13 protein-coding genes and 6 tRNA genes are annotated in these 13,056 nt (G+C 32.3%); 8 read left to right on the top strand and 11 right to left on the bottom strand.

The window, feature by feature from the left end; translation table 11 throughout:
• The first annotated feature begins 34 nt into the window (after positions 1–34).
• From B5E48_RS07130 to B5E48_RS07165, 8 genes are all read left to right on the top strand, one after another.
• Positions 35–118 (top strand) — tRNA-Tyr (locus tag B5E48_RS07130).
• A 6-nt stretch (positions 119–124) separates the two neighbouring features.
• Positions 125–200: transfer RNA gene (locus B5E48_RS07135), tRNA-Lys, on the top strand.
• A 14-nt stretch (positions 201–214) separates the two neighbouring features.
• Positions 215–303 (top strand) — tRNA-Leu (locus tag B5E48_RS07140).
• Between the two features lie 7 nt (positions 304–310).
• A tRNA-Gly gene (locus B5E48_RS07145) sits at positions 311–384 on the top strand.
• Between the two features lie 3 nt (positions 385–387).
• Positions 388–463: transfer RNA gene (locus B5E48_RS07150), tRNA-Asn, on the top strand.
• Positions 464–470: 7 nt separating this feature from the next.
• Positions 471–546: transfer RNA gene (locus B5E48_RS07155), tRNA-Glu, on the top strand.
• 106 nt (positions 547–652) lie between these two features.
• Positions 653–2,290: an AAA family ATPase gene (locus B5E48_RS07160; RefSeq protein WP_087304591.1), complete on the top strand. Its 1,638-nt coding sequence runs from the start codon at positions 653–655 to the stop codon at positions 2,288–2,290.
• A gap of 11 nt (positions 2,291–2,301) precedes the next feature.
• Positions 2,302–4,158 carry a VWA domain-containing protein gene (locus B5E48_RS07165; protein ID WP_087304592.1) on the top strand — a complete coding sequence of 619 codons (1,857 nt, stop codon included), beginning with the start codon at positions 2,302–2,304 and terminating at the stop codon, positions 4,156–4,158.
• Between the two features lie 22 nt (positions 4,159–4,180).
• Here B5E48_RS07165 and B5E48_RS07170 read toward each other — a convergent pair whose 3' ends face one another.
• The 11 genes from B5E48_RS07170 to B5E48_RS07215 form a co-directional block, all read right to left on the bottom strand.
• Positions 4,181–4,459 carry a hypothetical protein gene (locus B5E48_RS07170; RefSeq protein WP_087304593.1) on the bottom strand — a complete coding sequence of 93 codons (279 nt, stop codon included), beginning with the start codon at positions 4,457–4,459 and terminating at the stop codon, positions 4,181–4,183.
• Positions 4,456–4,770, bottom strand: a complete 315-nt coding sequence (locus B5E48_RS07175; protein WP_087304594.1) for a hypothetical protein — start codon at positions 4,768–4,770, stop codon at positions 4,456–4,458. Before B5E48_RS07175 ends, B5E48_RS07170 begins: the two co-directional genes overlap by 4 nt.
• Before the next feature lie 294 nt (positions 4,771–5,064).
• Positions 5,065–7,062, bottom strand: coding sequence for a penicillin-binding transpeptidase domain-containing protein (locus B5E48_RS07180; protein WP_087304595.1), 1,998 nt, complete (start codon positions 7,060–7,062; stop codon positions 5,065–5,067).
• Between the two features lie 100 nt (positions 7,063–7,162).
• Positions 7,163–7,573 carry a hypothetical protein gene (locus B5E48_RS07185; protein ID WP_087243703.1) on the bottom strand — a complete coding sequence of 137 codons (411 nt, stop codon included), beginning with the start codon at positions 7,571–7,573 and terminating at the stop codon, positions 7,163–7,165.
• A 57-nt stretch (positions 7,574–7,630) separates the two neighbouring features.
• Entirely contained in the window at positions 7,631–8,323 is a 693-nt protein-coding gene (locus B5E48_RS07190) for a tRNA threonylcarbamoyladenosine dehydratase (RefSeq protein WP_087304596.1), read from the bottom strand.
• A gap of 1 nt (position 8,324) precedes the next feature.
• Entirely contained in the window at positions 8,325–9,161 is an 837-nt protein-coding gene (locus tag B5E48_RS07195) for a tRNA 2-thiocytidine biosynthesis TtcA family protein (RefSeq protein WP_087243701.1), read from the bottom strand.
• A 61-nt stretch (positions 9,162–9,222) separates the two neighbouring features.
• The gene (locus B5E48_RS07200; RefSeq protein ID WP_087304597.1) at positions 9,223–9,510 is read right to left on the bottom strand and encodes a hypothetical protein; all 288 of its coding nucleotides are present in this window, start codon (positions 9,508–9,510) and stop codon (positions 9,223–9,225) included.
• Positions 9,511–9,525: 15 nt separating this feature from the next.
• Positions 9,526–9,660, bottom strand: coding sequence for a hypothetical protein (locus B5E48_RS13955; protein ID WP_255376268.1), 135 nt, complete (start codon positions 9,658–9,660; stop codon positions 9,526–9,528).
• Positions 9,661–9,741: 81 nt separating this feature from the next.
• Positions 9,742–11,154 carry an amidophosphoribosyltransferase gene (locus B5E48_RS07205; RefSeq protein WP_087297756.1) on the bottom strand — a complete coding sequence of 471 codons (1,413 nt, stop codon included), beginning with the start codon at positions 11,152–11,154 and terminating at the stop codon, positions 9,742–9,744.
• A gap of 128 nt (positions 11,155–11,282) precedes the next feature.
• Positions 11,283–11,720, bottom strand: a complete 438-nt coding sequence (locus tag B5E48_RS07210) for a PH domain-containing protein (RefSeq protein WP_087304598.1) — start codon at positions 11,718–11,720, stop codon at positions 11,283–11,285.
• A gap of 11 nt (positions 11,721–11,731) precedes the next feature.
• Positions 11,732–13,030, bottom strand: coding sequence for an N-acetylmuramoyl-L-alanine amidase (locus B5E48_RS07215; protein WP_087304599.1), 1,299 nt, complete (start codon positions 13,028–13,030; stop codon positions 11,732–11,734).
• Between the last annotated feature and the right edge of the window lie 26 nt (positions 13,031–13,056).

Raw genomic sequence — 13,056 nt, forward strand, 5'->3', positions numbered from 1 at the left:
TGAGGGTTCAAGTCCTTTAGCCGGCACCATATACGGGGAGGTAGCGAAGTGGCTAAACGCGGCTGACTGTAACTCAGTTCCTTTCGGTTCGGTGGTTCGAATCCGCCCCTCCCCACCATCTTTTGACCCGCTAGCTCAGTAGGTAGAGCATCTGACTTTTAATCAGAGGGTCAGGCGTTCGAGTCGCCTGCGGGTCACCATTAAAAGCACATATGCCCAGGTGGCGAAATTGGTAGACGCACAGGACTTAAAATCCTGCGGACCTTAAAATCCGTGCCGGTTCGACTCCGGCCCTGGGCACCATTCTTTTGCGGGTGTAGTTCAATGGTAGAACTTCAGCCTTCCAAGCTGACTACGTGGGTTCGATTCCCATCACCCGCTCCATACGCTTGAATAGCTCAGTTGGTAGAGCAATCGGCTGTTAACCGATCGGTCGTAGGTTCGAGTCCTACTTCAAGCGCCATTTTTATGGCCTGTTGGAGAAACGGTTAACTCACATGCCTTTCACGCATGCATTCACGGGTTCGAATCCCGTACAGGTCACCATTTTTCAAGTAAACGATCTTATGATCGTTTTTTTATTTATATAAGCACATAATTTGTGATATATCTGATACATGTTATAATATGAAACAGAAAAGGAGTAAGATATATGATACTTGATACACTTAAACAATTTAAACCCTATTCAATCTCACCAGGATATCATAGTGACATGATTCTATATGGGACTGAAAGCACAGATGAGCTCATCCCTCACACAACATATCCTTATCAACATGATACCGCTAAAGCTATACAAGGTATTGTTCATAGTCACTATCAACATGATTTTGTTTTTGTTTTTATCCATGAGCATTCTCTTTTATTTCAAATCACTCATCAAAATAAAATAGAAGCTTATTTAGAATATTCTTTTCATGAGCATCGTTTTATTATGGCAATTATCAATGAAGAAAGCGATAGTCTATATCGTTTACTTTTAACAGCTATTAATTACTTATATAATCAATATCAGATTGAAGAATTTGCTGATATTTATGAAAATTGGCGTCATATTGATATGTCACAACATGAGCATGGTCAACAATGGGATGCCAATGAATATAAATATGTTTTACATATAGCAAATAGGCTCATTGAACTTGTAAAAGAAATGATGAATCAACCTGACTGTTTCTTATCTTTACATTATGATTCTGTTGAAGAATTTATGCAACATCAACATATTACATTTAATACACAATCATTATGTGAAACCTTTCTGTTTCAAAAAGATCCTCAAAATCTCTTACTTGATTTACAATCTCAAGAAAAAATTTATGAGTCTTTATCCACAGCTTCTTATACTATTTTAGATATCAATCCTCTTTATAGTGATCAGGAAAAACAAAAGCTTCCATTATTTTTACAGGAATCTATTAAAGATAATGAACGTTTATATATGCAAAATCGTCATTTTTTAGATCAAAATGATTTTGATTTAATCAAATCGTTTCAAAGAGGAAAAACTTGGTCTTGTTTATACTATGGTCCTTCAGGAACTGGTAAAACAACCAAATTACTTTGTGTTGCTGGGGCATTAGGTTTACCATCACTGAAAATGGTTGGAAGTCGTTCTATTGATGAATCAACATTATTTGGAAAATATGTTTTAAGAAATGGTGAAACTGTTTTTGAATATGGTCCTTTAAGTTTAATGATGAAATATGGTGGAATGTTTATTTTTGATGAAATTAATATGGTTGATAGTGATATTATTTCTTCATTAAATGATGTTCTCGATGGTACAAAGCAAAAAATATTAGATAATGGTGAAATTATTCATGCACATCCTTTGTTTAGATTTGCTGAAAGTATGAATATTGGTTATGCTGGAACGAATGAAATGAACCTTTCTCATAAATCACGTATTCAAAATAAAATAAAAATCAGTCAATTACCTATTGATAAAATGGCACAAATTATTGTCAAGGAAACAGATATCGACTTAAAAACAGCAACTCAAATGGCATCATTACTCGATGCTTTCAATAATGTTATTATAAACGAAGGAAATGAAACAACACAAAGAATTGACTTGAGAACCTTATTAAACTGGGCTAATAAAACAGTTGACTTAGATGGTGATGTATTACGTGCCAGTCTAGTCACTATTATTTCTGAATTAGCTGAGGAAGATGATGAAATTCTTAATTTGGAAGATGTTCGTCAAATTTTATCAACAAACGGTGCTGCTTCTTCAGTGATGTTATTAATCGTTCATGAATTTGTTGAACAGGAAGCATAAAGGTATAAAATATGTTATCACAAGATGAAAAAAGAAAACTTAAAAAAAATGCTGCTCTCTATGCCAGAATGCCTGTTCAATTACAAATAGATACAAGCAATCAGCATTATTCACAAATCCAAAATCAAAAAGCACTCATTATTTTAGGCGAACAAGCCCCTTATCGTTATCTTGCAAACTTTCATCCTCAAGGTTATGCCATGTTTATGGAGGGTCTGGAATTACACGAACTGGCTTCTTTGTTATATACTGATTTTCAAGTGCTATCCCATGTCTATCAAAAAGCCACTGAAGCTTTAGATATGGCCAATCAAAGTGCCAAAGCATATTTAAATAAAGAAATCAAATATCGTGATTTGAAAGATATTCTTTTCCATTATGTCTATCAAACCAATCTTCCATTAGTCTTAAAAGCCATTGAAGAAGGTGCTGTTGAAAATGCTATGGGAATAGAATATCCTGAAACATGGAATGCTTTAATGTATGCCAGACAAGCCATCATACTGGCTTTTATGAAAGAAAACCATAATCATCATGACACCTCATTTCTTATGGATAAAATCATTAAAGAAATAATGGCTATCTGCACTTATGGTTATCGCTTTAAATTAAATGATAGCATTGTTTATCTGCCACGCTATTTGCATCAGCATTTTACTGAAATAAGAAAACTTGCTATTAAGGGACGTTTACAAACCCATAATACAACTGAGCGTTTAGAAATAGCTCAAATGATTTTACAGCTCTGTTCACCTATTATGGAAGAAACTGTCAAAGAAATCATTGATACTATTCAAAACGGCTCTAAAATATCTGGCATCTCTAACAGTCTTTTTTCTCAAATGTCCAGTGAAATTGCTGTTCAATTTCAAAATAACACTTCTAATGATACTCAGCCACAAGAAACACCAACAAAATACAAAATGAATCTTTCTGATGAAGAATTTCAACGTATTGAATCTCTAGAAAATGAAGCAGAAAAAACAAATAATCATCAAATTTTACAAGATATTCATAGACGTGAAGAAAAACAAAGAAAACAATCAGAAAAAAGGCTTCAAACCCAAACATATCAATCAACTATTGAACAATCTATTGTTTTATCTCCTTTAGAAAGAACAACACCAACTCAATATGGTATTATTGCTTTAAGAAGTCAACATGAAAGTATAGTTCGAAGTAATAAACTGGCAAGACTGTTTAAACGTGAAAGAATGTATGCTTCTAAAAGTCGTACAAAACATAGATTAGAATATGGTAGACATTTAGATCAGCAAAATCTTTACCGTGCTACTTTAGATGGTCGTGTTTTTAAGGAACATAAACAAGGCCAAAAGAAAGATTTATGCGTTTATATTCTTGTCGATACAAGTGAATCAATGAGCGGAGAAAAAATAATCAATACTATGAAAGGCTGTTTTGAACTGGCAAGAGTATTACAAACTTTAAAAATCCCCTTTTGCATCTCATCTCATAAAGCTTTAGGACAAACCAAAGTACAACTCTCTGAAATTATATCTTTTCAAGACTGTCAAAAAAGATATATGTTAGATCGTATCTTTGCAATGCATACATCTGGTGGAACACATGAGGATATAGCTTTAGAATATGTATTAAAAAAACTTGCTGAATATAAAAGACAAAGAAAAGGTTTTGTTTTTGTATTATCTGATGGTGATACTCATGGTGTTGAACATATTCATGAATTAACACATCTTTATAAAAAAGATAAGAATATAGATGTCATTGGAATTGGTATTCAAACTGCCCCATTAATTACAAAAACATATCCTAACAGTTTATTTATAGAAGATATACAAACTTTACCTGATATGCTCATTAATAAATTAAAAGAAATTGCAATATAAAAACATCTCATTTGAGATGTTTTTATATTGTATATCCAATAACGAATAATGACATCATCACAACCAACAGCATTCTGATGGCTAACCAAATTGTTGGATAGCGACGAAATAAACGAAAATAAGTATATTCTACATTTGCAATACGACTTCCTCTTGCCCAAAAAGCATTGCATAATATGGAAAATATCCATATGATAATGACTAAATTCTGATGCGCTCCATGAAGCAATAAAAATATACCTGCTATCAAAATAATAAACCATTGTATCTTTATAAATAATTGATCTATTTTCCTATTCATTTTCCATAAACTCCTACATAAGAAATCTTTCCATTATTTTCCTGCATTCTTAAAATAACTTCTCCCTGTTTTTGGTTTTGATCTTTGAATTTAACTGTCAAAACTTGACTATCACCTTCTTGAATAGAAACAGATTGAATTGTGACAGGTAATGAATACGATGATAACTCATTCATGATAAATGTCACAATTTTTATTTGGACATCTTTAAGTGTATCTTCTTCCATGACATCTTGAAATTCAGCTTCCATATCCTGATAGATTTGTTCTTGCGATGCAATATCACTGGGATCTTCTTCTGCCTTTTGCATGACTTCTTGTGAATAACTGACTCATTTTTCTGCCACCTCTACCATATCAACCTGATTGTCATTGACTTGACATCCACTCATAGCAAAAGCTAAAACTGCACTCAATACAAACATTCCTATTCTTTTCATACCTTTTTCACCTACCTTATCTTTATAATATATTATTTGATATGAAAATAATTTAAATATTTAAAATAATATCTCTTCTCACTATCAGTATAACATATTCATTTTTATAGTAAAGCTATTTTATATTTTCAAAAAAAGTATTTAAAAAACGGAGTCATCACTCCGTTATTTTTGTAAATATGACATCAGTGGCTGTTTAACACCATTAACAACATAATTACTTCCACCACGACCTTTGACATCTTCTACCATTGTTGTAATGACAATTGGTTTTGATGAATCAGTAGAAGCAACAGATAACCATCCAAGCTCTGTTCCTGTTGTATCATCTTGTGAATCCTTAATCTCTGCTGTTCCTGTTTTTGCAGCTAACTGATATTGACTGTTATTTAAAGCATGTGCTGTTCCATTATTGTCTTCAACAACTTGAATCAAATCAGATTTGATTTCATCCGTTGTTTCTTTAGAAAATGGTTCTGCCCAAACTGATGTTTCTGTTGATTTCACAACATGTGGTGTCATCATTTTACCATCATTCATAAAAGAACTATAAATAGATGTCATTTGAACTGGATTCATAAGAATCTGGCCTTGTCCATATCCACTATCTGCAATTAGTATTTCATCATCAAATGAATCACTTGTATATTGTGATTTTGTAAGAGCCAATTCAAAAGGAATATTTTCTCCAATCATTAAAGATTTATATCCTTTTTCAAGATTATCTTTTCCAATTTCTAATGCTGCTTTCGCAAAATAAACATTATCAGAATAAATTAAAGCATTTCTTAAATTATTTGGATTTGGTGCATGTAAAGTTGTGACAAAATAATCTCCCCAACTAGAATCTTTTTGCCATTTCATTTCAGCTCCAAAATCTTTAGATGCATATAAAGAATCAGTTTCCAATCCAATGGCTGCTGTTATAGCCTTCATTGTTGAACCAGGCACCCAAGTCGCTCTAAAACGATTTGTTAATGGTTGATCTTCATCATTGTTTAAATCATCCCATTCTTCCGTTGAAAAACCATAAATAAAATCATTGCTGTCAAAAGATGGTGTGCTGACTAAAGCCAAAACTTCACCATTTGTTGGATTCATCGCAACTGATGCACTTTGATCTTCATCAAATGCATTATATAAATCTCTTTGTAAATCAATATCAATCGTTAATGTAATATCCTGTCCATCCTGTTTTTCCTGCGTAGCAACTGTACTCTTTGTACTTCCATTCTCATCAACAATTGAAATTGTTGCCCCATTCGTTCCTTTTAACTGTTTTTCATATGCTGCTTCAATACCGCTTCTTCCAATCATTGATGTTTCTGTATAACCTTCACCTTGATGTTTTTCTAAATCTTCAGCAGTCACCTGTTGCATATATCCAGTTAAATGTGATGTCACTTCACCATATGGATAAGTACGAACTTCAACTGTATTGAGCTGTACTCCTGGAATTTGTAGTAATTGGTTTTCTAACTGTGTATCTGTTGATGGAATTGTTGTTAATGGAACAAAAGAATCATCTTGAATCCATGATGCACTCATTGTTTTTTGAATGCTTTCTTTTGTTAAACCTAACAACTCAGCCAGTTGGTCGTAATCATTTTCGCCATTCAGTTTACCTCTTACTAAACCAACAGAATAAGCTTCTCCTTGTCCTGCCAACATTTTTCCATTACGATCTAAAATTTGTCCTCTGATTGCTTCATCTTCTGAAACTCTCACTCTATCATTTTGCGTTAAATCTGGAAAAATAAATGAATCATCCCACACAATTTTTCCATCTTTAATCGTTGTTTTATTTTCAAAAGTAACTTCTCCAGCAATCGTATTCATTTTCACATTATATGTTAATTCATTATCAGTTTCATCTGTAACTTCAATTTGAAAATTACTTGCTTCAATACCTTCATAAATATTCTGATTTCTTTCCACAAATGTTTGCTGATCATAAGATTTCTGTGATTCTCTACTTAGACTATTGTACATATCTTCATATTTCTTTTCAGATATTTGTGCATAAAAATTCTTTAATGTGGATTCATTATTATTCCCTGATAATAAAAAGAATAACACTACTGCCACAATCAAAACAATCGCTACAAGACCTCCAATAGCAATATATTTCTTTCGATTACGATTCGTATATACGACTCCCATATCTTCTCCTCCTTTGTAAGCTTAGTATATCACTTTTCAAAAACAAAGAAAATATTTAGTCGATATTTCTAAAAGAATACAAAAATGACTAACAAAACTGTTAGCCATTGGTCTGTGGAGTATTCAAATTCGTAATAATTGCTAAAACTGTTAAAATATGTCCAAGCTTTGTATCAGAAATAGCTCTCACTGTTTCTCTAAACTCATTGTTACTTTGATTGTATGTGAGTTTACGATATTCAAGATAAGAACTGATTTCAAGTTTCAATATTTCATTTAATACTGCCCTGTATCCTCCCTGTAAATTAATCTCTGGGACCATTGGATCAAAGTTAACACCATATTCTAACTTATAAAAATAATTCAAGTAATTGGCATTTGTTTCAGCATTTTGAGCAAAAGCCAATAATGCATTTTTTTCTTCCTGTGATGAAGCTAAAGCTGCTGCTCGACGATAAAGTTGAGCTAAAAATTTTTCTGTATAAATATAAGATTGAAGTTGTTCACGCATGTTTTACACCTCAATTTAACATATGTCAATAATCCATAAATGTGAAAAAAGATTTGTTTATTTCAACAAATCTTTAACAACTTCACTGGCAATTAAAAGTCCCGCACTAGAAGGTACAAAAGCTGTACTTCCTGGAATAGTTCTTTTATGGGTTATTTCATCTGATGCAAAAGGTTTCATTGGTAATTCTTGAGAATAAACAACTTTTAAGTGTTTGACACGACGTTTCTTCAATTCTCTACGCATCACCTTAGCAAGTGGGCAAACAGATGTTTTATAAATATCACTGACTTGTAATAATGCTGGATTCATTTTATTTCCTGTTCCCATTGAACTGATCAAAGGTATCTTTTGGTCACAACGAACAGCTAATTCTATTTTAGAAGTGATTGTATCTATGGCATCAACCACATAATCATATTGTGATAAATCAATTTGATTAGCTGTTTCAGGCAAATAAAACATATCTAATGTTGTCACATCACACTCAGGATGAATTGATAATATTCTTTTTTTCATCACATCAACTTTCTTTTGACCAATGGTTTCCTGTGTTGCGATAATTTGACGATTTAAATTCGACAAAGAGATAACATCATTATCTACAATCGTGATATGTCCAATACCACTTCTCACTAACGCTTCAACAACATATCCACCAACACCACCAACGCCAAATACAATGACATGAGCCTGATTTAACTTTTGGATATTATCTTCTCCTACTAATAATTCAAATCTTGAAAACATTTTATTCTCCTTTATCATAATCATCTAAAAAATGATGTCTTCCTGATTCATCGCTATATGAAATAATGGTTGCCAAATTCACATTTTCTACACTTTTAAAAACATTCTTTTTCACATTAGGATTCATTGTTTCTAAATATTTTAATAAGTTTTTCATTTCTTCTCGTTTAGAAGTATGATGCACTTCTCCTAATTCTTCCATTTCTTCAGTAAAACGACAGGCACATTGAATAAAAGACAAATCATTATATTTACACCAATTGATAATATCTTTTTCTTCTATTAAATACATCGGTCTAATTAATTCCATTCCTTCAAAGTTTGTACTATGTAGTTTAGGCATCATTGTTTGTATTTGTGAACCATAAAACATTCCCATAAGAATTGTTTCAATGACATCATCAAAATGATGTCCTAATGCGATTTTATTGCATCCTAACTCTTTAGCTTTCGCATATAAAAAACCACGTCGCATTCTCGCACATAAATAACAAGGAGATTTCTCAATATTTGTGACAACCTTGAAAATATCTGATTCAAAAAACTGAACAGGTATTCCCATAATTTTTGCGTTCTCTTCAATTTTTTTACGATTTTTTTCATTATATCCTGGATCCATTGATAAGAAAACCAATCCAAAATCAAACTGTCCATGACGCTTAATTTCCTGTAATAACTTAGCCATTAACATAGAATCTTTTCCCCCAGAAATGCATACTGCAATATTATCACCTGGTTGAATAAGATCATATGTCTGAATAGCCTTCACAAATTTTCTCCATATTGGTTTTCGATATTTCTTTATAATACTTTGTTCAATCTGTTTTGTTCTATCCATGTATTTCTCCTTTAATTTCACACATCCAAACTATATCAAACATCTTATCATTTGACAATTTTTATTTATTTTTATTGTCACAAACTGGTAACGTTCCTTCTGGAAGCCAATCTTTATAAGAAGATTCATAAAGTGCATCAGATTTTTCCTTAGCCAAACGTTGTTCACTAGCAAAATCCAAGTCCATTGTATCACCAAAGAATTGAAGTGTCATAGCATAAAAATCATCAGGAGATATACGCGTTATAATCGCACCTATGCATCTTACATTTTGATATCCTGCATCTCTATATTTTTCTCTTGCGTCTTCTACATTCTTTTTATATATTGGTTGAATTTCACCAATCAACTGATGATCAACAGTTCAATCTTCTAATCCAAGTGTTTTAAATGGAATGTCTGCCTTTTTTAAATAGGGCGTTATCAGAGGAATTAATAAAATGGGTAAAAAATGTGTATAAACTGATTTTGTTTGTGTTATATTCTCAAATGTAATCATCGTTTCACCTCTTTATTCTTTATATATTATATTTTGAAAATAATCAAATAAAAATGATTAAAGCATACGCTCTAATCACTTTTATTCTTTTCCATCCCAACAATAAGTACATAACTTACAAGGTTCAATACCAATAGATTCAATCAAATCATCTAAACGATGATATCTTAAAGATGTGAATTTTAATCTCTTGCAGATTTCATCTAACATTTGTTGATATTTTTCACTATCAGGATTTGCATATTCAGCTAATATTTCATCAGTGACATCACCTTGTTCTAAATCTTTAATCACACGACGTGTAATTAAATCTAATTCTGAATTAGAACGTGAGAAATTCAAATATTTACATCCGTATAAGATAGGTGGACAGGCTGGTCTCACATGAACTTCTTTAGCTCCAGATTGATATAAAAACTCTGTTGTTTCTCTTAATTGTGTTCCTCTGACAATAGAGTCATCAATCAATAATAAACTTTTATTTTTAATTAATTCTTTTACAGGAATGAGTTTCATTTTTGCGATTAAATTTCTTTGACCTTGACTTTGCGGCATGAATGAACGTGGCCAAGTTGGTGTATATTTAATAAATGGTCTTGCAAATGGGATACCAGATTCATTAGCGTAACCAATCGCATGTGCCAATCCTGAATCAGGAACTCCAGCGACACTATCAGGCTCAACTGTTCCTTGATCACGTTTCGCTAACATACTTCCACAATCATAGCGCATCTTTTCAACATTGACTCCTTCATATGTTGAAGTTGGATATCCATAATAAACCCATAAGAATGAACAAATTTTCATTTGATCGTTTGGTTTGACTTTTTGTGTAAATCCATGAGGATAAATAAAACCAATTTCTCCTGATCCTAAATCTTTATAATGATGATAACCAAGATTTAAGAAAGCAGAACTTTCAAAAGTGACACAATAAGCATCATCTTTTCTTCCAATAATCACAGGTGTTCTTCCTAATTTATCTCTTGCACAATAAATCCCTTCATTCGTCATTACCAATATACTCATTGATCCTTTGACTAATTTTTGAGCATGTTGAATTCCTTCCACAATTGACTCTTTTTGATTAATTAATGCAGCCACCATTTCTGTTGGATTGATTTCTCCCCCGCTCATTTCCAAGAAATGTGTCTTTCCCTGTTCAAAGCATAACGTTCTTAATTCATCTAAATTATTAATTCTTCCAACTGTTGTAATCGCAAATGACCCTAAATGCGAATTCACCAACAATGGCTGTGCTTCACTATCAGAAATACATCCAATTCCAATATTTCCAGCAAATTCTTCAACATCTTTTTCAAACTTTGTTCTAAAAGGTGAATTTTCTATATTATGTATAGAACGTTGAAAACCATCCTTTCCATAAACGGCCATACCACCTCTTCTTGTTCCTAAATGTGAATGATAATCTACTCCAAAAAACAAATCCATGACACAATCATTTTGTGACGCTACCCCAAAAAAACCACTCATACTGTTCCTATCTCCTTTGTCTTCTAATTTACATCCCTATTCTAATCAATTTCATAAAAAAAGTCTACAAACTTTTTATTATTTTACGACTTTTTTATCGCAACTAAAAAATAGTCATTTTTTCATGACTATTTTGATAAAAAGATTCGACTACGTTTTTCTAATTCTTGAATAAACTCTTGCTTTTTAACTGGTGAAATCAAGACTTCACTATTTCCATTTCTCCCCTTTTGCGCTTTATATATGATATCAAGACGATCAAGTGATAAACCACAGGAACTCAGTGGATTATGCGTTTCTTTAAAAGAACGAATATCATGATATGGGATATCTTCATGAAAGAAATAACCACATCTCACTTCCAAATAATCATCATGAAACTCATAATATGTCCAAAAAGTACATATCACAAATAAAACATCAATAGGAATGAAAATGAGTAATGTTAACCACATACCCCAATCATCTAATCGCCATGTGACTGGCTTTAGTAACATATAATTGCACCAAACAATAACAGCGATAGCTATCATCCATATAACTCCAATCTTTGAATAATAACGCATATGTTATCCTCCTAGAAATAAGCATCTATTCCATCAGCAATACCTTGTGCACATTTTGTTTGAAAAGCATCATCATTTAAAAGTTGATCTTCTGTTGGATTCGTAATAAATCCCATTTCAATATAAATAGCTGGGACTTCACTCCAATTTAATCCAGACAAATCATTACGATAAGATACTCCACGACTTTTAATTCCTGTCTTGGCACAATAAGAGCTAATCACATTTTGAGCTAGTCTTGATGAAGCACTATAAATAGATGAACAATAAGGATTATCACTTGCAGGTGCAATCGTATGTGCTCCTCTAGCACTTGATCCAGCTCCATCACAATGTAAATGGATAACTGCTGCAGCATTATTGTTGTTACCAATCATAGCACGCTCTTTATTAGAAATATTAACACCTTGACTTGTTCTTGTCATAATGACAGTATAGCCTCTACTTTGTAATTCATTTCTTAATTTGAGACCAATTTCCAATGTTGTCTGTGATTCAGGAATACCTGTTGATGTTCCTGTTGCTCCACCAGCAACTTTTGCTTTCTTTGTTGATGCTCCTGGACCAATAGGTTCTAAAGAGCTGTTCCCCTGTCCCTGATGTCCCGGATCAATCACAATCACTTTATTATTGGGTGAAGCGACATATTGTTTTGATGAAGATGAAGAAGATGAGGTTGTTGATGATGAACTTTGAGGTTTTATTACTTCTTCTTTAACTTCCTCTTTTACTGTCACTTTCAATGTTTTTTCAGCTTTGTTTTGATTTTTATCGACTGCTTTCAAAACAACTTTATATGTTCCAGCCTTCTTTGTATTGACATTACTTTCATATGTATAGTAGTTATTTTGATCATCTTTAACTTTATCTTGGCTGACATATGTTAAATCGCCATCTACTTTATCCCTCACCGATTCAATATATTTTTTCATATCAAATTGATCACCATAATCAAGTGTTACAGACTCTTTTGTCAATTTAATTTCTGGCAACTGTGTATCCTTCACTTCTATTTCATGTGAAAATGTTTTACTTAATTCACCTTTAGAAACTTTATATTCTAAAGTCTGCTTTCCTATTGTCATTGTATCTATTTGAGGAGCTGATAATTGTCCACTTTGTTTAGCAACCAATTCCTCTGCCTGACAGTTAGTCCCATATTCTATAACTGTCTGATCTGTAAAAGTCAGTTGAATAGAATCTAATATTTTTTGTTTTTGATCATTTTGATACCAGATATATCCACCAATTCCTCCTGCAACGACAATCACAATGGATAAAATCAATATGATCCATTTCTTTTTCGTCATAATACCTTCTCCCTTCAGTATATTCA

It is taken from the genome of Massilimicrobiota sp. An105 (assembly GCF_002161155.1).
Taxonomy (GTDB): domain Bacteria; phylum Bacillota_I; class Bacilli_A; order Erysipelotrichales; family Coprobacillaceae; genus Allocoprobacillus; species Allocoprobacillus merdigallinarum.